Origin of the sequence: Nocardia terpenica (assembly GCF_013186535.1) — a bacterium.
In the GTDB taxonomy this organism is placed as follows: Bacteria; Actinomycetota; Actinomycetes; order Mycobacteriales; family Mycobacteriaceae; genus Nocardia; species Nocardia terpenica.
Window position 1 is genome coordinate 921137 of sequence record NZ_JABMCZ010000002.1, and the last position, 25199, is coordinate 946335.

17 protein-coding genes and 1 pseudogene are annotated in these 25199 nt (G+C 70.0%); 6 read left to right on the forward strand and 12 right to left on the reverse strand.

Going from position 1 to position 25199, the window contains the following annotated elements:
* Positions 1-36: 36 nt before the first annotated feature.
* The 3 genes and pseudogenes from HPY32_RS15710 to HPY32_RS15720 form a co-directional block, all read right to left on the reverse strand.
* Positions 37-2184: a 3-hydroxyacyl-CoA dehydrogenase NAD-binding domain-containing protein gene (locus HPY32_RS15710; protein ID WP_067580333.1), complete on the reverse strand. Its 2148-nt coding sequence runs from the start codon at positions 2182-2184 to the stop codon at positions 37-39.
* A 37-nt stretch (positions 2185-2221) separates the two neighbouring features.
* Positions 2222-3433 carry an acetyl-CoA C-acetyltransferase gene (locus tag HPY32_RS15715; protein ID WP_067580330.1) on the reverse strand — a complete coding sequence of 404 codons (1212 nt, stop codon included), beginning with the start codon at positions 3431-3433 and terminating at the stop codon, positions 2222-2224.
* A gap of 1755 nt (positions 3434-5188) precedes the next feature.
* Positions 5189-6814, reverse strand: a pseudogene (locus HPY32_RS15720) (DNA polymerase III subunit gamma and tau); the annotation flags it as partial.
* A 447-nt stretch (positions 6815-7261) separates the two neighbouring features.
* Here HPY32_RS15720 and HPY32_RS15725 point away from each other — a divergent pair.
* The 4 genes from HPY32_RS15725 (at position 7262) to HPY32_RS15740 (ending at position 12425) form a co-directional block, all read left to right on the forward strand.
* Positions 7262-8092, forward strand: coding sequence for a hypothetical protein (locus tag HPY32_RS15725; protein ID WP_067580326.1), 831 nt, complete (start codon positions 7262-7264; stop codon positions 8090-8092).
* 20 nt (positions 8093-8112) lie between these two features.
* A complete protein-coding gene (locus HPY32_RS15730) occupies positions 8113-9429 on the forward strand; it encodes an ammonium transporter (RefSeq protein ID WP_082870767.1) in 1317 nt (438 codons plus the stop codon).
* Between the two features lie 63 nt (positions 9430-9492).
* Positions 9493-11739, forward strand: coding sequence for an MMPL family transporter (locus HPY32_RS15735; RefSeq protein WP_067580322.1), 2247 nt, complete (start codon positions 9493-9495; stop codon positions 11737-11739).
* On the forward strand, positions 11736-12425 hold the full coding sequence (locus HPY32_RS15740; RefSeq protein ID WP_156674072.1) for a TetR/AcrR family transcriptional regulator: 690 nt from the start codon (positions 11736-11738) through the stop codon (positions 12423-12425). Before HPY32_RS15735 ends, HPY32_RS15740 begins: the two co-directional genes overlap by 4 nt.
* Before the next feature lie 27 nt (positions 12426-12452).
* Here HPY32_RS15740 and HPY32_RS15745 read toward each other — a convergent pair whose 3' ends face one another.
* Both HPY32_RS15745 and HPY32_RS44625 read right to left on the reverse strand, forming a co-directional pair.
* Positions 12453-13301: a neutral zinc metallopeptidase gene (locus tag HPY32_RS15745; protein ID WP_231951386.1), complete on the reverse strand. Its 849-nt coding sequence runs from the start codon at positions 13299-13301 to the stop codon at positions 12453-12455.
* Positions 13289-13570, reverse strand: a complete 282-nt coding sequence (locus HPY32_RS44625) for a hypothetical protein (RefSeq protein WP_231951385.1) — start codon at positions 13568-13570, stop codon at positions 13289-13291. The genes HPY32_RS15745 and HPY32_RS44625 overlap by 13 nt, the downstream gene beginning before the upstream one ends.
* Positions 13571-13671: 101 nt before the next feature.
* Between HPY32_RS44625 and HPY32_RS15750 the strand changes: the two genes are divergently transcribed.
* Positions 13672-15291, forward strand: a complete 1620-nt coding sequence (locus HPY32_RS15750; RefSeq protein ID WP_067580320.1) for a DUF2207 family protein — start codon at positions 13672-13674, stop codon at positions 15289-15291.
* Between the two features lie 6 nt (positions 15292-15297).
* Here the strand turns inward: HPY32_RS15750 and HPY32_RS15755 are convergent, their stop codons facing one another.
* Complete coding sequence (locus HPY32_RS15755) at positions 15298-15876, reverse strand: TetR/AcrR family transcriptional regulator (RefSeq protein WP_067580318.1); 579 nt, start codon at positions 15874-15876, stop codon at positions 15298-15300.
* Positions 15877-15971: 95 nt separating this feature from the next.
* On the opposite strand from HPY32_RS15755, the gene HPY32_RS15760 reads away from it, so the two are divergent.
* Entirely contained in the window at positions 15972-17084 is a 1113-nt protein-coding gene (locus tag HPY32_RS15760; RefSeq protein ID WP_067580316.1) for an FAD-dependent monooxygenase, read from the forward strand.
* Here the strand turns inward: HPY32_RS15760 and HPY32_RS15765 are convergent, their stop codons facing one another.
* The 6 genes from HPY32_RS15765 to HPY32_RS15790 all read right to left on the reverse strand — a co-directional run bounded on the left by HPY32_RS15765 (position 17085) and on the right by HPY32_RS15790 (position 25198).
* Positions 17085-18347 (reverse strand): ROK family transcriptional regulator, encoded by a 1263-nt coding sequence (locus HPY32_RS15765; protein WP_067580314.1) that lies wholly within the window; start codon positions 18345-18347, stop codon positions 17085-17087.
* Positions 18348-18843: 496 nt separating this feature from the next.
* Entirely contained in the window at positions 18844-20712 is a 1869-nt protein-coding gene (locus tag HPY32_RS15770) for an ArnT family glycosyltransferase (RefSeq protein ID WP_156674070.1), read from the reverse strand.
* 366 nt (positions 20713-21078) lie between these two features.
* On the reverse strand, positions 21079-21564 hold the full coding sequence (locus HPY32_RS15775; protein WP_067580310.1) for a hypothetical protein: 486 nt from the start codon (positions 21562-21564) through the stop codon (positions 21079-21081).
* Between the two features lie 310 nt (positions 21565-21874).
* Entirely contained in the window at positions 21875-23008 is a 1134-nt protein-coding gene (locus HPY32_RS15780; protein ID WP_067580308.1) for an LLM class flavin-dependent oxidoreductase, read from the reverse strand.
* Between the two features lies 1 nt (position 23009).
* Complete coding sequence (locus tag HPY32_RS15785) at positions 23010-23837, reverse strand: DUF1684 domain-containing protein (RefSeq protein ID WP_067580306.1); 828 nt, start codon at positions 23835-23837, stop codon at positions 23010-23012.
* Entirely contained in the window at positions 23834-25198 is a 1365-nt protein-coding gene (locus tag HPY32_RS15790) for an NtaA/DmoA family FMN-dependent monooxygenase (protein ID WP_067580304.1), read from the reverse strand. The genes HPY32_RS15785 and HPY32_RS15790 overlap by 4 nt, the downstream gene beginning before the upstream one ends.
* Position 25199 lies beyond the last annotated feature (1 nt).

Sequence of the window (25199 nt, forward strand, 5' to 3'; positions counted from 1 at the left end):
CAACGACCGCCGCGGTGGTTCACCGCAGGGGTGGCCTCACTTGCGCAGCGACGCCGGCACCTCGAACCGCTTGCCGTACTTGGCCGCCAGCTCGTCGGCCCGGGCCACGAAGGCCGCCTGCCCACCGGGGTAGCCGACGATGAACTGGTGCACACCACCGGTCCAGGCCGGGTAGCCGATGCCGAAGATCGAACCGATATTGGCGTCGGCGGTGGAGGTGAGCACGCCCTCGTCGAAACACTTCTGGGTCTCGATGGCCTCGATGAACAGCTGCCGATCGATCAGGTCCTGGAACGGGATCTCGGTGTCGGTGCTGGTCTTGAAGTGCTCGCGCAGGCCCGCCCACAGGCCCTGGCGCTTGCCGTTCTCGTCGTACTCGTAGAAGCCCGCCTTCTCCAGGCGGCCCGGACGGCCCTCGGCCACCATGTAATCGATGACGTCCTGCGCCGGGTGCCGCTCGCGGCCCATGGTGGTGTCGCCGTGCGCGGCGGCCTCCTGGGTCTCCTTGGCGATCTTCTGCATGAGCTTCATGTTCAGCTCGTCCGACAGCTGCAGCGGCGCGGCCGGGTAGCCCGCCTGCAGACCCGACTGCTCGATGGTCTGCGGGTCGACGCCCTCGGTCAGCATGGCGATGGCCTCGTTGACGAAGGTGCCGATCACGCGCGAGGTGAAGAAGCCGCGGCTGTCGTTGACCACGATCGGGGTCTTGCGGATGGCGAGGGTGTAGTCGAACACCCGGGCCAGCGCCTCGTCGGAGGTCTTCTCGCCCCGGATGATCTCGACCAGCGGCATCTTGTCGACCGGGGAGAAGAAGTGGATGCCGATGAAGTCCTCGGGCCGCTTCACACCGGCGGCCAGGCCGGTGATCGGCAGGGTCGAGGTGTTCGAGCCGAGCAGCGCGTCGGGGGTGACGATGTCCTCGATCTCCTGGAACACCTTGTGCTTGAGCTCGGTGTTCTCGAAGACGGCCTCGATCACGAAGTCGACGCCCTCGAGATCGGAAGCCTCGGCGGTCGGGTGGATGCGATCCAGCAGCGCCTTGGACTTCTCCTCGGTGGTCTTGCCGCGGGAGAGGGCCTTCTCCTCGATCTTCACCGAGTAGCCCTTACCGCGCTCGGCCGCCTCCTGCGAGACGTCCTTGAGCACGACCTCGTACCCGGCCTTGGCCGAGACGTAGGCGATGCCCGCGCCCATCATGCCCGCGCCCAGCACGCCGATCTTCTTGATCTCGCGCTTGGCGACATCCTTCGGACGCGAACCGCCGCCGTTGATGTGCTGCAGGTCGAAGAAGAACGCCTGGATCATGTTCTTCGCGACCGGTCCGGTCAGCAGGTTGACGAAGTAGCGGGTCTCGATCAGCGAGGCGTTGTCGAAATCGACCTGCGCGCCCTCGATGGCCGCCGCCATGATGTTCTTCGGGGCGGGCATATTCGCGCCCTTGAGCTGCTTGCGCAGGTTGGCCGGGAAAGCGGGCAGGTTGGCGGCCCGGGCCGGGGTGGACGGGGTGCCGCCCGGAATCTTGTAGCCCTTGACGTCCCAGGGCTGCACGCCCTTGTCCGGGTTGGCCTTGATCCACGCCTTGGCGGCGGGGACCAGCTCCTCGACCGTGCCGACGACCTCGTTGACGATGCCGACCTGCTGGGCCTTGGTGGCGTTGAACTCGTTGCCCTGCAACAGGATCTGCATCAGGGCGTTCTGGATGCCGAACATGCGCACCGTGCGGGTGACGCCGCCACCGGCGGGCAGCAGACCCAGCTTGACCTCGGGCAGGCCGATCTTCATGCCCTTGACGTCGGCCGCGATCCGGTGGTGGGTGGCCAGCGCGATCTCCAGGCCACCGCCGAGCGCGGCGCCGTTGATCGCCGCGACGACCGGCTTGCCGAGCTGCTCGAGGCGGCGCAGCGCGGCCTTCACCTCGGTCAGGTGGTCGAAGACGATCTGGGCGTCGTTCGGGCCGATCTTCATCATGTTCTTCAGGTCGCCGCCGGCGAAGAAGGTCTTCTTCGCGGAGGTGATCACGACACCGGTGATGTCGTCCTTCTCGGCCTCGAGGCGGTCGACGGTGGCGGCCATCGACTTCTCGTAGAGGTCGTTCATGGTGTTGGCGCCCTGGTTCGGGTCGTCCATCGTCAGCACGACGATGCCGTCGGCGTCCTTCTCCCAGGCAATCATGTTGTCGGTCATAACGTCGTTGTCTCCCTAGAAGTCTCGGTCCGCCGCGTCAGACGCGCTCGATGATGGTCGCGACGCCCATGCCGCCGCCGATGCACAGGGTCACCAGGGCGTAGCGGCCGTTGCGGCGCTCGAGCTCGTCGACCATGGTGCCGGTGATCATCGCGCCGGTGGCGCCCAGCGGATGGCCCATGGCGATCGCGCCGCCGTTGACGTTCAGCTTCTCGTCCGGGATGTTCAGATCCTTCTGGAACTTCAGGACGACGGAGGCGAAGGCCTCGTTGATCTCGACCAGGTCGATGTCGTCGAGGGTCAGGCCGGCCTTGGCCAGGGCCTTCTTCGCGGCGGGGGTCGGACCGGTGAGCATGATGGTGGGCTCGGCGCCGGAGGTGGCGGTGGCGACGACGCGGGCGCGCGGGGTCAGGCCCGACGCCTTGCCGGCCTCCTCGTTGCCGATCAGCACCAGCGCGGCGCCGTCCACGATGCCGGAGCTGTTGCCGCCGTGGTGGACGTGGTTGATCTTCTCCACGTAGTGGTACTTCTGCAGCGCCACCGCGTCGAAGCCACCCATGTCGCCGATGACCGAGAACGACGGGTTCAGCTTGGCCAGGTCCTCGACGGTGGTGCCGGGGCGCATGTGCTCGTCGCGGTCCAGCACGGTCAGGCCGTTGATGTCCTTGACCGGGACGATCGACTTGGCGAAGTAGCCGCCGCTGGTGGCCTTGGCGGCCAGCTCCTGCGAGCGCACCGCGTAGGCGTCCACGTCGTCGCGGGTGAAGCCCTCGATGGTGGCGATCAGGTCGGCCGAGATGCCCTGCGGCACAATGTAGTTCTCGTAGCTGGTCCACGGGTCCATGAACATGGCGCCGCCGTCGGAGCCCATCGGGACGCGGGACATGGCCTCCACGCCACCGGCGATGACCATGTCGTCGAAGCCGGAGCGGACCTTCTGGGCGGCGAGGTTGACGGCCTCGAGGCCGGACGCGCAGAAGCGGTTGATCTGGATGCCGCCGACGGTGTCGGGCAGGCCGGAGGTCAGCACGGTGGTGCGGGCGATATCGGCGCCCTGGTCACCGACCGGGGTCACGACGCCGAGGATGATGTCCGAGATGCGATCCTCGTCCAGGTTGGGGAAGCGGTTCCGCAGCTCCTTGACCAGACCGGTCGTCAGATCGATCGGCTTGACCGAGTGCAGCGACCCCTTCTTGTTACGGCCGCGCGGGGTGCGAACGGCCTCGTAAATGTAGGCCTCTGTGGTCATATCGGAATCTTTCCTTCCTTGGATAGCCTCGCCGACCGGTCGTGTCGGACCGACCGTCCTGACGCTGTACAAACGTCGGCACCAGACGGCCCACGTGCGCTCCGGTCGCCCGTACGCCTGGGCATACCTTAGAACCTCGTGGTGCCGCTACTGACGACCACCTGCTCATCATACCGTCGGATGCGAACTACGGTTAACTTAAGGTCGTCGGGAGGGCGGCTGTCAACCGTCCAGACGTGTGGCGCCCAACTCAGTTCGGAGCAGCTCCAAGGCCACCTCATCGGGGTCGCGACGGTCTCCGGGCGGCACCGGGCGGGCCGACTCGGCGAGCATTTCGCGCTCCTCTTCCTCCGTCGACGCAGGTGGGACACCGTCATAACCTACCGGCGAGTAGTCGGTGGGCCCGGGATCGTCCGGATAGTCGGGGCCGTCCGGTAGGGGGATGTCGTCGTCCGGAGGGGCGAAACGGGTGGCGGAGTCCGCTTCGGTCGAGGCCCCTTCACGCCCGCGCGCCTGGCTCGCGTCCGGACTCGCCGCGCGCGCCTGGCTGGGCCGGGTGAAGCGCGGCTGGGACTGCTCGGACCGGCCGGACTGGCCGCCACGCGCCGGGGCGCGGCCGGATTCGCGCGCGGGCGCCGCCGCCTGGTTCCGCGCCGGTGCGGCCGCCGCACCGACCTCCCAGCGCACCCCGTGCCGCCGCCCGAGCACCGCGTGCACGGCCGCCTCCACGGCCTCCACGTATTTGGGATTCGACAGCCGCTGCGCCAGCGGCGCGTGCTGATGCGCGAAGACGATGACATCCCCGTCCACCCGCGCCACCGCGGCCCCCGACAGCAACGCATGCACGGCCGCCCCGAACTCCCGCACCTTGGCCCGAATCTCCCCCCACCTACCCTCGACCTCCCGCAACAACTCCCCCTCCGAGCCCCCCACCTGCGGCACAACCCCTTCGGCCACACCGGCATCCCCGACGGACCCCCCCACCGCATCGGAGCCCGACCCGACCTGCGCCGCAACACCAGCCGCAGCCACATCGGTCTCCGAGCCCGAACCCGCCCGCACGGCACCACCGGCCTGCTGACCCGCGGAAACAACATCGCCCTGCGAACCCGCCCCCACCTGCGCAGCACTATCCGCCCGACCCGCCCCGGCTTCCGAGGCGCCATCAAGCTGCGAAGCCGAATCCACCTGCGGGACAACCCCGGACTGCAAGGCGGCATCAGCACTCCCGGCCACATCCGACTGCGCGGCAGAGCCGGACTGCGAAGCCGAACCTCCCTGCGGTGCGGCAGCGGCCTGCGAGGCAGCGGATGACTGTGCGGCTTGGGTCGCCCGCGAAGCAGCAACCTGCTCCGAATCCGGGATCGCTTGCGAGACAAGGGGCTGCGGAGCCTGTGCCTCTTGCGAGGTAGCGGATGACTCAGCGGGTCGAGCCGCCTGCGGAGCCGAGACCGCTTGCGGAGCAACAGTAGATTGCGGAGCTTCGGCCGCCTGAGAGGCAGCAGCCTGCGGAGCCTGGACCGCCTGCGGAGCAGCAACCCGCTCTGAAGCCGAAACCGCTTGCGAGGCATCAGACTCCGGAGCCCGGGCCCCTTGCGGGGCGGCCGACGACCGCGAGGCTCGAGCCGCCTGCGAAGCAGCAGGCTGCGGAGCCGAGACCGGTTGCGAAGCAGGCGTAGATTGCGGAGCCTGGACTGCCTGCGAGGCCGCCACCGGCTCCGAAGCCGAAACCGGTTGCGAGGCAGCGGACTGTGGAGCCTGGGCCCCTTGCGGGGCGGCCGGTGACCGCGAGGCTTGGGCCGCCTGCGGAGCAGCAGGCTGCGGAGCCGAGACCGGTTGCGGAGCAACAGTAGGTTGCGGAATTTCGGTTGCCTGGGGGGCGGCAGACTGCGGAGCTTGGGGCGCCTGCGGGGCAGCAATCGGTTGCGAAGCCGGGATCGGTTGCGAGGCGGTGGGGTGCGGAGCCTGGGCAGATTGCGGGGCGGTGGTTGGCTGCGGGGCTTGGGTCGCCTGCGGGGTAGCAGGCTGTGCAGCCGAGACCGCTTGCGAGGTAGCAGCGGAGTTCGCGGCCGTGGGCGGGGCTTGAGGGGGAGTGGGCTTGCCGGAGCGGGTTTCGCGGATGGCGGCCAGGGCCTCGGCGCCGCGGCGGCGGGGTTCGCCGGAGGGCGGGGTGGGGGTTTGGGCCGGGGGCGCGGACGGGGTGGGGGCGGGTGGGGGTACCGGGGTGCCGGAGAGGTGGCGTTCGATGCGCTCCAGGCGTTGGAGGGTGGCGGATTCGGCGTCGGAGACCGAGGGCAGGAGCATGCGGGCGCAGACGACCTCGAGCAGGAGGCGGGGGGCGGTGGCGCCGCGCATCTCGCCGAGGCCCTCGTGCAGCAGCTCGGCGTAGCGGGCCAGGGTGGCGGGGCCGATGCGCTGGGCCTGGTCGCGCATGCGGTCGAGCACGTCGCCGGGGCCGGTGACCAGATTGCGTTCGGCGGCATCGGGAACCGCGCGCAGCAGGATCAGGTCGCGCACCCGCTCCAGCAGGTCGGTGGCGAAGCGGCGCGGGTCGTGCCCGGCCTCCACCACGCGGTCGATCGTGCCGAACAGGGCGGCGCCGTCGTCGGTGGCCAGCGCCTCCACGGCGTCGTCGATGAGCGCGATGTCGGTGACGCCCAGCAGCGCCAGCGCCCGCGGATAGGTGACCCCCTCCGGGCCCGCACCGGCCAGCAGCTGGTCGAGCACGCTGAGGCTGTCGCGCGGGGACCCGCCGCCGGCGCGAATCACCAAGGGGTACACGGCCTCCTCGACCTGCACGCCCTCCTGCTCGCAGATCCCGCCCAGCAACCCGCGCATGGTGGCGGGCGGCAGCAGCCGGAACGGATAGTGGTGGGTGCGCGACCGGATGGTCGGCAGCACCTTGTCCGGTTCGGTCGTGGCGAAGACGAAGATCAGATGGGCGGGCGGCTCCTCGACGATCTTGAGCAGCGCGTTGAAGCCCGCCGTGGTGACCATGTGCGCCTCGTCGACGATGAAGACGCGATAGCGCGACTCCGCGGGCGCGTAGAAGGCCCGGTCGCGCAGCTCGCGGGTGTCGTCGACGCCGCCGTGGCTCGCGGCGTCCAGCTCGATGACGTCCAGGTTGCCGGGCCCGCCGGGGGCCAGCGCCACGCACGAGGCGCACACCCCGCACGGTCTCGAGGTGGGACCCTCCACGCAGTTCAGCGAGCGGGCGAGGATGCGCGCCGAGGAGGTCTTGCCGCACCCCCGAGGGCCGGAGAACAGGTAGGCATGACTGATCCGCCCGGTGTCGAGCGCGGTGCTCAACGGGTCGGTGACGTGCTCCTGCCCCACCACCTCTGCGAATGTTGCCGGTCGGTACTTCCGGTACAGAGCCACGCAGAGAGGGTACCGGCGACCACCGACAGGCCCCCGCGGCGGCCGCCGACCCCGATGTGACCCGTCTCACAATCATTCCCGCGGCTTGCTGCCGGGCGCAGCGACCGACCGATTAGTCCGTTGTTACGGATGTGAAATTCGAATGGCGACACAATTGTCGAGGTTCGCCGGGACCGCATCGCCGAGCATCCCTTTTAACGAACCCCCTCCCCGTTTGTTAGTGATATTGCAGACATAACGATTCCGTCAACCGATTGGAAAAGAGTGCAATCGACTGGTTAACGTAGGTCTCGGCAACTTCGGTAGCCAAACCTTCATCAGGTTGGTGGCCCCGGTCGGTCCCTCATCCCGACCGGGGCACAACCTGACTCCCACACAGCACGCCGCGGGAGAATCCCACCGGCCGCTCGCCGAACCTCCCGCCACCCCCTGGAGGAACCGCCGACCGTGCCGCCGTGTGACATCGCCGCCGCCTGGCTATCGCATACCGAATTCGCTGGTAACGAGTCCGCGGTGGGGCTGCTGAGCCGGGCGATCCGCCCGCAGGACTTCGCGCTCAACCGCGACTCGCTCCCGGTGTCGGCCGCCGCCGATCCGCTGACCGCCGCCGCCATTCTGGAACTGCTCGACCGCGGCCAGGTCCCCACCCCGGCGGCCGTGCGCACCCTCCTCGTCCAGAACGAGATGCGCGCCGAAGCCGAACGAATCGAACGGCTCGGGCGGCGCGCGCAGCGCAGTATCGATGAATTCGGGCATATTTTGGCAACACTCACACACGAGTATCGGAACGCGCACGGCACCGGACCCACCCGGCGCGACATCCTGCTCACCGATCCGGTCCTCCGGCTCATTCGCGAACGCGTCGGCGATATCGCGCCGAACGCCATCAAACATCTCTGGCTGATCGAACGCGCGCAGCGCGCCGGGTGGATCGCATTCGACGCCAGCCCCCGATCGCTGTGCGCCGCAAGACGTTTCCATTCGGCAGCATTCGGCAATCGGGTCTCGCTGCGGCCGGTGAACACGATCGGCACGCTGGTGGCGGGATTCCTCGACGCCTACGACACCGAGCACGGCCGCCCGCCGCGCTGGTCGGTGCTGGCCCACGACCTGCGCGACGACCGCGGCCGCCGCGTCTTCAACGACACCGCCGACGCGCGCGCCCAGCAGCAGTGGCTGGCCACCGCCGGATGGCTCGAGGTGCGCGACGACCTCCCGGTGCCCGGGCCACGCGGGCGACGGGCCTTGGCGCGCAAGGCACGCGAGCGCACTCGATAACCGACCGCACGGTAATTTCCATGCGTCACGCCCGGAAGCGTGGAAGGAGTCTCGTGCCCTCGACCATCGATCCCGCCGCCACCGCATGGCTTTTGGCGAGCACCGCCCTGGTCCTGCTCATGACGCCCGGCCTGGCCATCTTCTACGGCGGCATGGTGCGCTCCACCGGCGTGCTGAACATGCTCATGATGAGCTTCATCGCCATTCCGCTGGTGACGGTGGCGTGGCTGCTGCTCGGCTATCCGCTCGCCTTCGGCGAGGACGCGGGCGGCGGGCTGATCGGCGGCCTCACCCATATCGCCATGACCGGCATCGACCCCGGCAGCGTGCGAAACGGCGTGCCGGAGCTGCTGTATGCGACATTTCAGCTGACCTTCGCGATCCTGACCGCCGCGCTGGTCAGCGGCGCGATCGCGGATCGGGCGAAGTTCTCCGCGTGGATGATCTTCGTTCCGGCGTGGGCGCTGGTGGTGTACGCGCCCATCGCGCACTGGGTGTGGGGCCCCGGCGGCTGGCTCGCGCACTTCGGCGCGCTGGACTTCGCCGGGGGCATGGTGGTCGAGATCGCCTCGGGCGCATCGGCTCTCGCCCTGGCGCTGGTGCTGGGGCCGCGCATCGGTTTCAAGGTGGACGCGATGCGGCCGCACAACCTGCCGTTCGTGCTGCTGGGCGCGGGCATCCTGTGGTTCGGCTGGTTCGGTTTCAATGCGGGATCGGCGCTGGCCGCCAACGGGATCGCGGCCGCGGTCTTCCTCAACACCCTGGTCGCGGGCTGCCTCGGCATGCTGGGATGGCTTGCGGTGGAACAGTTCCGCGACGGTCGCCCGACCACGTTCGGCGCGGCGTCGGGCGCGGTGGCGGGGCTGGTGGCCATCACGCCGTCCTGCGGTTCGGTGAACACGCTCGGCGCGGTGGTGGTGGGACTCGTTGCGGGCGTGGTGTGTTCGTTCGCGGTGGGCTGGAAGTTCAAGGCGGGCTACGACGATTCGCTGGACGTGGTGGGCGTGCACTTCGTCGGCGGCGTCATCGGCACGCTGCTGATCGGCCTGCTGGCCAACCGGGTGATGACCGGCGGCGTGCGCGGTCTGTTCTACGGCGGCGGGGCGGCCCAGCTCGGCAAGCAGGCGCTGGGCGTGCTCGTCGTCGCGGCCTGGGCGTTCGGGGTGTCGTATCTGCTGGGCAAGCTCATCGACCGCACCCTCGGCTTCCGGGTGAGCCGCGAGCACGAGATCAGCGGCATCGACTCCGCGCTGCACGCCGAGACCGCCTACGCCGAGGGCGTCAGCGGGCATACCCCGCGCGGCCTGTTCGGGCCGCATGGTGACCGGGATCACTGAATTCTTTGAGGTAACGGCGTTACCCTAACGCTGTTACCTCACCCACCGATCTGGGGGCCGCCCATGCTGACCCGTATCGCGCAGTTCTCGGTCCGGTATCCCCGGGCCCTCCTGTTGGGCGCGCTGGTGGTGGCGCTGGCGTGCGGGGTCTTCGGCGCGTCGGCCGCCGCACATCTGAAGGCCGGTGGGTTCACGCCCGACGCCGCCGAATCGTCGCGGGTATCGCAGCTGTTGGCGGACAAGTTCGACGGCGCGCAGCCGAATTTCGTGCTGCTGGTCTCCGCCGACCAGGGTGTGGATTCCGCGCCCGCCCGGCAGGTCGGCACCGCACTGGTCGATCGGTTGCAGGCGCGGGGCGACGCGGTCGGGGTGCGGTCGTACTGGACCAGCCCGCCGAACGTGAAGGCCGCGCTGCGCAGCACCGACGGCCGGGAGGGGCTGGTGCTCGCGTACCTGCGGGGCGGCGACGACCAGGCGCAGCGCGCGGCCGGGGAGATCGCCACGCAGCTCACCGGCGACACCCCGGGCGTGCGCGTGCACGCGGGCGGGGCGGCCACCGTCTTCCACGATGTGAACAAGCAGGTGACCCGGGATCTCGAGGTCGCGGAGGCGGTCGCCATCCCGCTGTCGATGATCGTGCTGGTGCTGGTGTTCGGCAGTGTCGTGGCGGCGGCGCTGCCGCTGGTGGTGGGGATCTTCGCCATCGCGGCCACGCTGGCCATCCTGCGCCTGCTCACGCTGGGCACCGACGTGTCGATCTACGCGCTGAACATGACCACCGCGATGGGGCTGGCGCTGGCGATCGACTACAGCCTGTTCATCGTCAGCCGCTATCGCGAGGAATTGGCGAACGGGCTGCCGTACCGCGAGGCCGCGATCCGCGCCGTGCGGACCGCCGGGCGCACCGTGTTGTTCTCGGCGCTGACCGTGGCCCTCGCGCTGGCCGTGCTGAGCGTGTTCCCGCTGTACTTCCTGAAGTCGTTCGCCTACTCCGGCGTGGCGGTGGTGCTGGCCGCTGCGGCCGCCGCCATCGTGCTGCTGCCCGCCGCACTGGTGCTGCTCGGCGCCCGGATCAATGCGTGGGACTTGCGAGTTCCCTTGCGGCGCTTGGTGGGACGCACCGCGCCCGCGCCGCGCGACCCGGAGCAGACCTGGTGGTACCGCGCGGTGTCGGGGGTGATGCGGCGGGCACTGCCGGTCGGGGTGGTGATCGTCGCGCTGCTGCTGGCGCTCGGATCTCCGTTCCTGGGCGTGAAATTCGGTTATCCGGACGATCGGGTGCTGCCGCCGGAGGCGAGCAGCCGGGTGGTCGGCGATCAGCTGCGCGGCGAGTTCCCCGGGGCCAACGACGGTGGCGCGACCACGATCGTGCTGGACGGGTATCACGGCGATCAGTCGGCCGTTACCGAGTACGCGACCGCGCTGTCGAAGGTGACCGGGGTGTCGGCGGTGCTGTCGAGTTCGGGGGTGTACGTGTCGGGCGCTCGGATGGCCGCCACGCCGCCGGGCATGGCCAATGATTCGGGCCAATACCTCACGGTGGCAAGCAGATTCGATCCGTTCTCGCCGGACGGCAAGCGACAGCTGGAGGATCTGCGCGGCGTCGACGCGCCCGGGCCCGCGCTGTTCGGCGGTGCGGCGGAGATGAACAACGACGCGCTCGACGCCATCGGCTCGCGACTGCCGTTGGCGATCGGGCTGATCGTGCTGGCCACCTTCGTGGTGCTGTTCCTGTTCACCGGGAGCGTGGTGCTGCCGGTGAAGGCGCTGCTGTTGAATACGCTGTCGCTGGCGGCGGCGTTCGGGGCGATGGTGTGGATCTTCCAGGAGGGGCACCTGTCGACGCTGCTGGGCTTCACGCCGGTCGGGTACATGGTGGCGACCATGCCGCTGCTCATGTTCTGCGTGGCGTTCGGCATATCGATGGACTACGAGGTGTTCCTGCTGTCGCGAATCCGGGAGGCGTGGCTGGAGTCCGGGCGCACCGCCGCCGACAACACCCACGCGGTGGCGGTCGGCGTCGCCCGGACCGGGCGGATCTTCACCGCGGCCGCGCTGCTGATGGCCATCGTGCTGGGCGCCATGGTGTCGGCGAAGGTCTCGTTCATCCAGCTGTTCGGCCTCGGTCTCACCCTCACCGTGCTGACCGACGCCACCCTCATTCGCGGCATGCTCGCCCCGGCCCTCATGCGGCTGCTCGGCACCGCCAACTGGTGGGCGCCCGCACCGCTGCGGCGACTGCACGAGCGGTTCGGATTCAGCGAGGAGCCCGAGCCCGTCCGGGTTCCGGAATCGGTGGGCCCGCGGTGATTTCGCGACGACCGCGGTCCGCCCGCGGCAGCGGGGGGCAGCTGCGCACCGAGATTCTGGAGGCCGCGGCGGACCTGCTCGCCCGCACCGGCGATGCCGAGGCCGTCTCCATCCGGGAGATCGGCCGCCGGGTCGGCGTCAGCGCGCCGTCGATCTACCGCCACTTCGCCGACAAGGACGCGCTCATCGAGGCGGTGGTGGTCCGGGTCTTCGAAAACCTCGACGCCGCACTGACCGCCGCGACGGACCCCACCAAGTCGCCGATCACCCGCATGCGCGACCAGGGCCTGGCTTACATCCGATTCGCGCTCGACCATCCGGAGCAGTACCGCATCGCCACCGCGAGACATGCGGGCGAGGGACCGAACTCGGTCGACCTGGTGCTGAGCAGCGGCGTATTCCAGCGGTTCGCCGGGAACGTGCGCGACGCCATGGACACCGGCACGATCACCCCCGGCGATCCGATGCCGATCGTGCTGGAACTGTGGGCCGCCGCGCACGGCCTCGCCTCACTCCTGATCGCGAAACCCTATCTGCCGTGGGGAGATATCGAGACCGTCGCCGAGCGAGTCCTGGGCGCCGCCTGCGTCGGCCACCTGGTGCTCGACACGATGAGCGGCGGCGGGCCGACGCCGAGCCCCGACGAGGGGTCCCGCTGGCTGGAGGAGATGCGGCGGCGGATGTAGACAGGACGTGGCCGGGGTCATGGTCGCTCAGCTCACCCGGCCGGAATCGGCGGTGAAGGTATTGCATTCGGCCGTCTTGTTGCGGTCGAATCCGGCGCTCCACCAGTCGCCCATGTGCCGGGCGGTGCCGTGATCGCGCATATCGCCGGGTGCGTCGCCGCGGCCGTAGGCGTCGCGGCGGGCATTGCCGACCTGGGTGCCGGTGAGCGAGTCGCCGTCGGCGGTCGCCGCCAGATACATGCCGTCGAAACAGTTGGCCTGCAACTCGATTCGCCGCGAGAGCTCCAGGCCCTGCGCGCTGGTCGTTCCCGCGTCGCGGCGCTGCCGGTTGGCGGTGGCCAGGATTCCGGCCTGCGCCTGCACGTGATGGCCGTATTCGTGGGCGAACACCGACAGGTAGATCTCCCAGTGGTCGGTGAACATGTCCGTCTGCAATTGGCTGATCGGCAGATAGATGGTCTGGTCGGCGCCGCAGTAGAAGGCGGCGAAGTTGCTGCTGCTGCCGGTGCACGGCGTGGTGATGCCCGCGGTGGTGGCGGTGACGTTCAGCTTCGGCGGCGTGAACGACAGTTTCGCGTTGGCCAGCACCGGTTTCCACGCCTGCTCCAGGCACGCGGCCGCGCTCTCGAAAAACCGGCGCGCGGCGTCGACCTGCGTGCTCCACGGCGCGTACGCGCAGCGCTGCGGGCTCAGCGGCGAACCCGGGTCGGCCAGTAGCGGATTGCTGCCGGTGGCCGCGACACCCGTTGCGCCGGAATTGTTCCCGGACGTCGAGCCGTAGGTGTGGCTGGCGTGCCCCCCGAAGTGCGTGGAGGTCACGACGCCGGTGCGGACGGCGACGCGCACCAGCACGCTGGTGACGATCAGAACGGCCACGACCAGAAGGGATCCGGCGCCCCGGCCGCGGCGGCGCTGCGGCGGGCGGCCGGGTGGGCCGTAGGGCCGCGGGGGCGCGGGCGGCCGATGGGGCGGAACCTGGTGCGGCGCACCGTATCCCGGCGGTGCGTAACCCGGCGGCGGGTACCCCGGCGCGGGATGGCCGGGCGGTGGCGCGGGGCGGGGCGGTGGATAACCCGGCGGTGGATAGCCCGGCGGCGGACCGTACGGCGGCGCGGGCGGCCGACCGGCAGGCGGCATCGGCCCATATCCGTAGGGTGGTCGACTCACTCCCCCGTACCCCCTGGTCCTTTCAGGCACTCCGATTAGCCGCTGACGCAGAATAGCAAGCTGTCTAAGCTATGGCCCCATGCTGATCTTTCGGGGGGGCGCGCTGGGCGCTCTGGTGTTCGCTCTGGCGGCATTGTTCGCCACGGCGCCCGCCGCGCAGGCGCAGGAGTCGGCCGGTGGGGCGGCCGTCAAGGCCGATATCAAGCTCAGCGACGCGGGTTTGCTGGAGGTAGCCGAGACGGTCAACGTCCCGCAAGGGGGTCAGTTCCACATGGTGCTGCCGCTGCGGGTCGCCCTGGGCGACACCGGAGAACGCCGATTCACCGTCAGCGACGTCTCGGCGACCGGGACCGGCACGGCGAAGGTCGACGGCGACCGGTTCGTCATCGACGCCCAGCCCGGCGAATCGTCGTACAAATACACCGTCCACGGGTCGGTGAGCGACGCGCCCGGCACCCAGCTGTTCAAGTGGAGCGGCGTGCTGAACGCCGATGTTGCCTCGATCGACGCGACCGTGATCAGCCCCAGCTATCAGATGGGCATCGTCGACTGCACCATCGGCCCGGTCGGCAAGCAGCAGCGGTGCGACGACGTGCGGGTGGAACCGGACGGGGTGCTGTCGCTGTACAAGGAGGGCCTGCACCGAGGCGATATCATCGACCTGACCCTGCAGCTGCCGCCCGGAACCGTTCCGGCCAATGCCGATATCCGCGACGACAGCGGGTCCGGGCCGTTCTCGGTCACCGCGCCCGTGCTCATCGCCTTCGGGGTGCTGGCGCTGGCGCTGCTCGCGCTCGGCGGCTACGTGTTGTGGGCGCGGCGGCAGGACGCGGCCGCGCTGACCGGCCAGGAGACATTGAATCCCTTGCAGCGCAACGGAAATCATACGGAATTCACCTCGCCGGAGGGGGTGCTGCCGGGCGAGGCCGGGCTGCTGCTCGACAGTTCGGCCGACGCGGGCGATCTCGCCGCCACCGTGGTGGATCTGGCTGTGCGCCGGTACATCTGGATCGCGCCGGTCGGCGATTCCGACTGGCGGATCACCCGGGTCAATCCGGTCGACGATCAGCTGCGCGGTTTCGAGCAGCAGGTGTACCGGGCGCTGCTGCCCGACGGCGCCGAATCGGTGCTGGTGTCGGAGCTGCGCGCGCCGAATCGGGTGCCGGGCACCACCGTTCGCGCGGCGCTGGTGGCCGATGCGGTCGAGCGCGGCACCCTCGCCCCCGCCTCCCGGCGCACGCTGGCGCTGTGGCTGGGCGGCGCGCTGGTCGCGGCGGGCATCGGCATCACCGTCGCGCTGGCGATCACCGGCGGTCACGCCCTGGTGGGTGTGGCCATCGCGCTCGGCGGCGTGGCGGCGCTGCTCGCCCCGCGCTATCTACCGACCCGCACGGCGGCCGGGCGGCGGCTGGCCGGGCGGGTGCGCGAGCTGCAGCGCGGCCTGGAGGCCCTGCGCGCCGACCAGATCCCCACGGGCGACCGGGAATTGGTGTTCTCCCGCGCCCTGCCGTTCAGCATTATCGGCGGGCGCGCCGACAACTGGGTGCGCATCTTCCGCGATACCGACCTCGCGTCCGACCGGCAGCCCGGCCTCTACTGGTTCGGCGGCTTCGAGCGCGACCGCAATATGCACCGATTCGCCGGGCATTTCCCGTATTTCATCACCGCGCTCGAGGGATTGTTCGCCGCCGGGCGGTAGTGCGGGTCACTGCGAGCGAAACCCCTTGGCGCGCAGGCCGTCCAGGGCGATATCCATGATCCGGCGCACGGCCTCCGCATACGACTCGTCGGGCGGGACGTAGACCTGTAGGGTCATCAGGCGCGCGATATCGCCCGTGGTGACATCGGCTCGCAGCCGACCGTCGGCCTGCGCCCGCGCGGTCATGTCCGCGACCTCGTCGGCGACCCGTGCGCGGACCGCGGTGAGGTCCGGATCGCCCTGGACCTTCCCGTGCAGGATGGGCTCGATCGCGGAAGCCAGTGCGCCCAAGCGCAACTGGGCGCATTCGTGCAGAAAACGGCACAGCGTGAGCCAGGCGTCGGATTCCTCCCGCCGCGCCGTCGCCGCGAGTTCCGCCAGGCCCGACAGATAGCTGTTGCCCACGGCGCTGATCAGCGCCAGACGATCCGGAAAGCGGCGGTACAGCGTGCCGACCCCGACGCCCGCGCGATCGGCGATCTCCTTCATCGGCACGTCCACGCCGAGCTCGCGGAACACGACCTGCGCCGCCACGAGAATCTGCTCGCGGTTGCTGCGGGCATCGGCGCGCAGATCATCGGGCACGTCGAACCTCCGGAAACAAATGGACGAAAATCTTCCGCTTAGTGTAGCGTGAGGTAGCGGACGGAATTCGTCCGCTTCAAGGCTCGGGGGTCGCCATGGGCAAGAGCGTGCTGATTTCGGGAGCCGGGGTCGCGGGGTCGACACTGGCGTATTGGCTGGGGCGGCACGGGTTTTCGGTGACCGTCGTGGAGCGCGCCGCGGACCGGCGATCGAGCGGGCATCCGGTGGATGTGAAGGGACCCGCCGTGGCGGTGGCCGAGGCGATGGGGGTCATGCCGCAGTTGCGGGAGGTGGCCACGCGGGTGGAGCGACTGCTCTTCGTCGACGACGAGGGGCGGCCGCGCGCCCGGGTGCGGACCACGGTATTCAGCGGGTCGGCGGGCGATCGGGAGGTGGAGGTCTCTCGCGCCGATCTCGCGCGCATCATGCTGAAGGCCGCGCGCGAGCACGCCGAGATCCGCTGGGGCGACACCATAACCGGGCTCACACCGACCGGCGACGGCGTCGACGTCACCTTCGCGGAGGGCTCCCCCGCCCGCTTCGACCTGGTGGTCGGCGCGGACGGCGCGCACTCCACGGTCCGGCGCCTGGCCTTCGGCCCGGAACACGAATTCCGCAGGCACCTGGGCATGTACGTGGCCGCCGTGCCGGTCGACCGGCCCTTCGGTTCCGGCCGCGAGGCGATCCTGCACAACAGCCCGGGCCGGGGATTCGCGCTGCACCCGGGCGCCGGACAACCGGGCGCGATGTTCATCTTCCGGCACGCCGAGATCCCCGGACTGGACTATCGCGACCTGGCCCGGCACAAGGAAATCCTCACGGCGGCCTACCGAAACCGGTTGGGCCGCTTCGCCGAATACCTCGACCGAGCGCGCGCGACCGACGACCTCTACTTCGACGCGGTGAGCCGAATCCACCTGCCGCGGTGGTCGACTCGCCACATCACCCTACTGGGCGACGCGGCATCCTCGGTGTCCCTGTTCGGCAACGGTTCCACACTGGCCATCGCGGGCGCCCACACCCTGGCCGAGGAACTGACCCGCAGCCCCGCCGACATCCCCGACGCCCTCCGCCGCTACGAACAGCGCCACCGCAGACTCGCCGCCCCGCACCAGCGCGGATACATCGCAGCGGCCCTCCTACTCGTCCCCGGCTCCCGCGCCGCTATCACACTGCGCAACACCGTGATTCGCCTCCTGCCGTCTTAGTCAGCGCGGGGTGCGGGTGGCACGGCGCATGGCGGAGAGGGGGTCGGCGTAGAAGACGCTGAGGGAGGTTACCGCCGCCGCGTGCTCCTGGACTCGGCCGCCGAAGCGGCTGATTCGCAGGTCGGCCTGCGGGAGCGCGGTGCTCTGGGCGAAAGCCTTTGCCACTCGGTCGATTCCGGGACGGTAGCCGGTGAATGCCTGGCCGCCCAGCACCACCCGGTCGGGGTTGAACATGTCGCGGATCAGGGCGGCGGAGCGGCCGAGGATGTCGGCGCGCTCCAGCAGCAGGGACCGGGCCGGTTCGGAGCCGGACTCGGCGACCCGGTACAGGTCGCCGATCGCGGGACGGCGCGGCGCCTCCCGCTTGGGCACAATGCCCGCGCGCACCGCCCGGCCCAGCAGCGCGGCCTCGCCGACGGTGGCCTCGAGGCAGCCGCGGCGGCCGCACGAGCACTCCACGTCCGAACCGGTCGGCAGGTGCGCGATGGAGCCGGGGCCGTTGGTGGGGGTGTGCACGCGATCGTGCAGGGTGACCGCGACACCGGCGGTCTCGCGCGCGTAGATGTACAGGCTGGACCCGGGCCGCTCCTCCTCACCGGAGGTCAGCAGCAGTTCGGCCGCGGCCATCGCCTCCACGTGCGCGGAGACCGACACCGGCAGGTCCAGCACCGTCCCGAAGACGGCGCCCACCGGCGCGGCCTGCCAGCCCAGGCGCGGATGGTCGACCAGCCCACCGGCCGGGTCGACACGACCGGCCAGCGCCACACCGGTCCACAGCGGGCGGCGGCGCGGCAGTCGGTCCAGGAATGCCTTGGCGCTGCGGGCGATAATGGTGAGCGCGGCGTCCTGGCCCGCCTGCGGGGTGGCGATGTCCAGGCCACCGAGAATGCGCCCGGACAGGTCGGCCGCGATGATGCGGGTGACAGTGGCGCCGATGTGCACACCCAGGGTGGCGAAGGAGTCGGTGTCCACCTCGAAGGGCACCCGGGGGCGTCCGACGGCGCCGGACGCGGTGAGGTCGGCGCGCTCCCGCAGCAGCCCGGCCGAAAGTAGTGCGGAGACTTGGCGGTTCACGGTGGCGATGCTCAAACCCGTTGCCTGCGCGGCACTGTCGCGGAAGATGGGACCGCGGGTGGCGGCGCGCAGCACCGCGGCGGCCGGATTGTCCGCGATGCGGAGCTCGGCGGGCACCGCCGGGCGCGACGGCACCGTCCGGGCGGGCAGGGTGGGGGTCGACGATCGCTCGAGGGTGGGGCTCGTCATATGCGAAATCCTTGTTGTAGTCCCCGGTCGGGAGACGTGTCTACATGAACAGCAACAAGGCAGTGAGAAGGGCCAGGAACAGTCGGCGAAGGACCGGAGCGGTTCTCAGCTGCGCGGCCGGGAACAACACAGTTCCCGCTGCCGCGGCAGCCGCACACCGAGCGCAACGGTCACATAGGTGACCCGCGCGGCATTCGGACGGCTGGTAGACATGTGTACGAAGTTATCACCCCGGCGCCGACACACGCCAGACCGGGCGGTACGCATCCATTGCGCTCAGCGTGATTCCAATCATTGCCGCAGGTCCACCCCGGGTTCCGCCCCTACTCCCCGCAGTCCGGGAATACGCTGCTACGGACTTCTCACGTTCCCCGGAGGAAGGCCCGACGACCCGCCCTCGCCCCCTTTTTCGCCGCGCCACCACCTTTTCGTGGGCTTGGTCTCGGAGTTCACCCTCGCGGGGGCATGGTGTTCGACGCGTGGGCACCTGCCGTGTCTACTTGGAGGGCTGGGCGCCCGGCCCGAGCGCGACCGGTCGGGCACACACGTAGGCGCCGATGGTTTGACCACCCTTGTTGTCCGGCAACGGTTTACAGTACTTCTCGATGAACTGCACGCGCGGGTCGTCGACCTGATTGACCAGGGCGAAGCCGATCTGCCCCTGCGCCACCAGCCGGGTGAGGTCGTCGAGGGTCAGCACCGGGGCCGTCCCGGTGAAGCCGCCGAAGGCCGGTACCTCGGCACCCGTGGTGAAGATGAACGGGGAGGCCACGATTCCGATATAGGCGATCAGGGGGTAGCGCGCGTCCGGAAACACCTTGTGGGCCGTGGCGACGAGCTTGGGCGCCCCGCGGAACGCGTCGGCGATGGCCTTCTGGGTGACGAGGCTGGTCGTCTTGGGTTCGAACGGCAGGTCCAGGGCGCCGTAACCGTCGGCGACCAGCGAGCCCGCGGCCACCGCCGGGGCCGCGACCGCGGCGACCAGCAGCGCGGCCACCGAGGCACGCCCGCGCGACCAGGCCCCGACCGCACACGCGGCCACCGCCACCACGACCGTCGCCCAGCGCACCGCGCTCGGGGCGGGCTGCAGCAGCCACCAGCCGTAGACCACGGTGAGCGCCACGGCGGCGACGCCGAGCCAGTGCACGCGCCGATCGGTCGATCGCACGAATTCTACTGTCGCCCAACCGATCAGCGCGGCCACGGGCGGGGCGAGCACCGCGAGATAGTACGGATTCACGGTGCCGATGGCCAGGAACACCGCCAGGTGCAGCAGCAGCCACCCGCCCCACAGCAGCAGCGCGGCGGGGCGCGGCCCGACCCATCCGGTCGAGCGGCGGCGCAGCAGCACGGCCAGCGCGATCAGGGCCACCAGCGCCAGCGGGACCAGCCAGCCCGCCGCGCGCCCGCCGCCACCGGCGAAGACATGATCGAGCCGATTGTCCGGTCCGAGGACGAGTGCGGCGCGATACCCCTGGCCCGCCGTCCCGATCTGGAAGTTGGCGGCGCCCACCCCGAACGAGCTGTCGGTGCGGGCGAAGCCGTTGTAGAGAAATACCTGTTCGAACAGCGAATTGTGCTTGCTGCCATCCACATACGGCCGATGCGCGGCCGGGATCAGGCTCACCACGATCATCCAGCTGAGCGAGATCGCCAGGGCGACAATGCCGAAGCCGAGTGTATGGCCGATTCGCTTGCGCAGCAGCGGTTTCGGGGCGCAGATCAGGTAGACCAGCGCCAGGATCGGCACCAGGAACCACGCCTGCAGCATCTTGGTCTGGAAGGCGAGGCCGATGAGAATCCCGGCGTACCAAAGGTTTCGGGATCTTCCGGTGTCCACGGCGACGAGGACGCGATCGGCGGCGAGCACCAGCAGCAGGATGAGCAGCGTGTCCGAGATATTGCCGCGATCGAGCGCCACCGTTTCCGGGGTGCACGCCATGACCAGCGCCGCCACCACACCGGCCGCCGGACCGGCCGTCCGGCGCACCACCCGGTAGAGCAGCAGCACGGTCAGCACGCCCTCGACGACCTGCGGCAGCACCAGCGCCCAGATGTGCGGGCCGAACACCCGCACCGACAGCGCCTGCACCCAGAACGCGCCCGGCAGCTTGTCGATGCTGGCCAGTCCGGCGGGATCGAATGCGGCGAAGAAGAAGCCGTGCCAGCTGGTGGCCATCGACCGCACCGCCGCGGCGTAATACAGCTGCGGATTCTGCTGCGCGATCCCCCACGCGTAGCTCAGGGCCGCGACCCCCGCCACGAGCAATATCGTCGGCCGCGCCCAGGCGGGCTGACCGACCGGAGAACGCCAGACCCGCCAGCGCCGCTCGTCCGGCGGCGTTTCGGTGAGTACCGTCGTCACATCGACCACTATCGGCAGGCCCGGGTGACCGGTCAATGGAAAACTGGCCCGAACCCACCTGCCGACCACGGATTTCCACCCGTCGGCCGGTCCGTCTCCACCCCCGGGTGGGGTCAGTCGTCTTCGTCGGCCGGAAGAGGACGGCAGCACCGAGGGTCAGCCGTCGCGGTCGCGCCCGAAGAGGACGGCGGCCCCGGATCAGCCGCCGCCGTCGCGCCCGAAAAGAACGGCGGCCCCGGATCAGCCATCGCCGTCAGGCCCGAAAAGAACGGCAGCCCCGGATCAGCCATCGCCGTCAGGCCCGAAAAGAACGGCAGCCCCGGATCAGCCATCGCCGTCAGGCCCGAAAAGAACGGCAGCCCCGGGTCAATCGTCGCCGTCAGGCCCGAAGAGGACGGCGGCTGCGGCGTCGATGCGGCGGAGGCGTTCGTAGCGGTAGAGCCACAGGGTGGGGACGAGGGCGATGCACAGGACGGCCAGGAAGATCCACGCGCCGTTGTCGACGATCGAGACGGCGTAGAGGATGGCGACGATCGCCAGGACGACGAAGACACCGGTGGCGGCCAGCACGAAGTCGTGCACCAGCAGCCGCAGATTGTCCAGGTCGGTGCGGGTGATCTCGAGCGAATCGACGGCGACATGCTCGGGCGGAAAGATCAGCCGCACGGCGCGGAACATCTCCGAGTGCCCCCGGAACCGAGCCGCGACCGCCTCGACCAGATACACCGCGACGGTCGCGACCGCGAGCGCCCACATGGATTCCTCGAGCATCCCCACGAACAGGTGGTACCCCTCCGGCGCGAAGACCAGCCCGATGAAGAACAGCACCGCGAAGGCACACGCGAAGAGCACCAGCCGAGTCGACCATCTCGAGAACCGAGTGGAAATCATGACCGGCGGGCCCCTCACATGGGTACGAACGGGTAACGACCCGCTGAGGGTAGCGACCCACCCGTAGCCAATCCCGCTACCACTCGCGACACGCCGATTGGTGTCTGTCACACCGGAAGGTCCCGGCCAAGAGCACGCCGGGACCACAGAGAGAGCAGGCCAGGACCATAGAGAGAGCAGGCCGGGACCACAGAGAGAGCTGGCCAGGACTATAGAGAGAGCTGGCCAGGACCCGGGGCGAGTACGCCGGGACCCTCGGGGCGGAGCTTCCTCAGGCGGCGCGGACGTGTTGTAAGCCCCACTCGTGGGCGAGGAGGCGGTGGGAGGTGAGGCGGTCCTCGTGGCGGTGGGTGACGCTGGTGATGACCAGTTCGTTCGCGCCGGTGAGTTGTCGGAGGGCGGAGAGGCGCTCGGTTACGGCCGAGGGGGTGCCGACGAACTGGGTGGCTAGTCGGTCTCTCACCAGGCGCTCCTGCTGGTCGGTGAGTGGGGGCGCGGTGTCGGGGTCGAGGTATTCCGCCGCGCCTGCGCCGCTGCGGATGCTGTACACCCAGTGGCCGTAGCTCGAGGCGAGGTGGCGGGCGGTCGAATCGTCTTCGGCCACTACCACATCCGCCGATACCACCAGGTACGGCTCGGGGTAGCGGTCCGACGGCCGGAACGACTCCCGGTAGGCCGCAACGGTTTCCAGGATGGTGCCGGGCGAGACGTGATAGTTGGCGACGAATGGCAGCCCCAATCGCCCGGCCAGCCGGGCGCTCTCGCCGCCGCTGCTGCCGAACAGCCACAGCTCGATATCGGCGCCCTCGCCCGGGACCGCATGCAGCGCAACGCCGTCCGCGGTGCGGAAGTCGCCGGACAGCAGCGCGGCGATCTCCTCCACCTGCCGGGTGTAGTCGAGGGACTGCGCGCCGGGCAGGACCAGGGCCTCGTAGGTGGCCGCCAGCTTGGCGGTATCCAGCACCTGACCGGGCGTGAACGGCGGCGGGATCACCACGCCGTCGCGCACCTCGGTCGGCCGCGGCGGCGGCGACACCGGCGGCACCCCGGCCGAGCGCAGCTGCGCCGCCCGGTGCGCCGAACGCCCCAGGCCCAGGTCCAGCCGCCCCGGATACAGCGCGTCGATGGTGCCGAACGCCTCGACGACCGATGCCGAGGTGTGATGGCCGAGCTGCACCGCGGCCGACCCGACCCGAATCGTCCTGGTGGCGGCCGCGATCAGCGCGATCAGCGTCGAGGTCGCCGAGCTGGCCACCCGCACGAAGTGGTGTTCGGCCACCCAGTAGCGGCGATAGCCCCACGCCTCGGCGTGCCGGGCCAGGTCGAGGGTGTTGCGCAGCGCCTGCTGCGGCGTGGAACCCGCGCTGATCGGAGACAGATCGAGCACGGAGAGGGGGACGGTCATGTCATGCCTCCGCTCGGGGATTGCGCTCGCCCGCCTCCACCGCGACCGGGAGCCGGTTCTCGGCGGGGGCGAGCGGGCAGGTCGCGTGGTCGGTGAAGGCGCACGGCAGGTTCTGCGCGCGATTGAAATCCAGCAACACCCCGCCGTCGGTGTCGGGCACGCCGATCGGCAGCAGCCGGGCCGCCGGATAGGTGGTGACACCGCTGGTGGCGTCCGTGAATAACAGGCGCAGACCGGTTTTCGCGTCGCCGAAGACGATCACGCGAAGGTCGGCGCCGCCGAGCCGGAAGGCAACTGTGCCCGCGGCGGAGTGGTGATGCTCCAGCCCTTCGACCACGGCCCCGGTGGTGACCGTGCGCGCGGCATCGTAGGGCTCGAACGTCCCGGTCACTACCCAGCGCGAATCCGGTTGGTACGCCGGGATTTCGGTGAAGTTCGCCAGGGTGGGCGCGGCGGGATCGTGGATGCGCAGGGCGAATTGCCCCGTGCGACGGATCACTTCGATGCGACGCTCCCCCACGGCGAGCTCGATCCCGGGTGCGCCCTCACCCGGGGTGAGCTCGACCCGGCCCGCGAGCACCCGGCCGTCGCGGGTGATGCCGTCCGCGGAATCGGCTGTGAGAACGACATTCTCGCCCTCGTAACGCCAACGGCCGGGCAGGTTCTCCAGGTTCTCGTCCCGGTCGCCGAGCCAGTGCAGCCCGGTCAGGCTCAGCCAGCCCAGCGGCTCGCGCGCCCACGCCTGCCGCTCGGCGTGCCAGGCGTGCCACTGCTGCTCGAATTCGGTGTCGACGGCCGTTCGGCTGCCGCCCGTGGTCGCTGCGGTCATGACGCGCGTGCTCCTTCGCTGCTCTGATGGGGATGGCGCACGCCCAGGTGTTCGCGCAGGGTCGTGCCGGTGTACTCGGTCCGGAAACTGCCGCGCTCCTGCAGCTCCGGGACCACCTTCTCGACGAAGTCGTCGAGCCCGCCCGGGGTGAGGTGCGGGACGAGGATGAAGCCGTCGGCGGCGTCGTTCTGGACGTAACGGTCGATCTCGGCCGCCACCTGCGCGGGCGTGCCGACGAACTGCTGCCGCGCGGTCACCTCGATGATCAGCTCGCGAATGCTGAGGTTCTCGGCCTCGGCGCGCTCGCGCCACTCCCGCGCGACGGCGACCGGATCCTTCGCGTGCCGGACCCGGCCGCGGGTGATCGACACATTGTCGACCGGATCGACGTCCGGCAGCGGGCCGTCCGGGTCGTAGCCGGAAAGGTCACGGCCCCAGACCTGTTCGAGGAAGGCGAGGGCGGTCTGCGGGCCGACCTGTTGCAATCGGATGTGCCGCGCGTGTTCCTCGGCGTCGGCCGCGCTGTCGCCGAGCACGAAGGTGGCGGCGGGCAGAATCTTCAGATCGTCGCGGGCGCGACCGTATTTCGCGAGGCGGGCCTTCACATCGGCGTAGAACTGCTGACCATCGGCCAGTTCGCCGTGCCGACTGAAGACGGCATCGGCCTTGGCGGCGGCGAACTCTCGGCCCTCGTCGGAATCGCCCGCCTGCAGCTGCACCGGATAGCCCTGCGGGCTGCGCGGCAGCACGTACCGGCCCTCGATGGCGAACTGGTCGCTGTCGAACCGCACGGTCGGCGCGGGGTGCGCGAAAACCCCACGCTCCCGGTCGATCACGAGCGCGTCGGCGGGCCAGCTGTCCCACAGCGCGCGGGTGGCGTCGACCACCTCGGCGGCGCGGGTGTAGCGCTTGGCGTGCTCCAGATAGCCGCCGCGGCGGAAGTTCTCGCCGGTGAACGCGTCGGAGGAGGTGACGGCGTTCCACCCGGCCCGGCCGCCGGACAGGTGGTCCAGCGTGGCGAACTGCTTGGCCAGCTCGAACGGTTCGTTGAAGGTGGTGTTGATGGTCCCGGCCAGGCCCAGGCGCGTGGTCACGCCCGCGAGCGCGTTGAGCACGGTGAAGGTGTCCGGGCGGCCGACCACGTCGAGGTCGAAGATGCGGCCGCGGTGTTCGCGTAGCCGCAGCCCCTCGGCCAGGAAGAAGAAGTCGAACAGTCCGCGCTCGGCGGTGCGGGCCAGGTGCACGAACGAGTCGAACTCGATCTGACTGCCGGACCGCGGATCGCTCCAGACCGTGGTGCTGTTCACGCCCGGGAAGTGGGCGGCGAGGTGAATCTGCTTGCATACCTTGTTGTTCGGCATC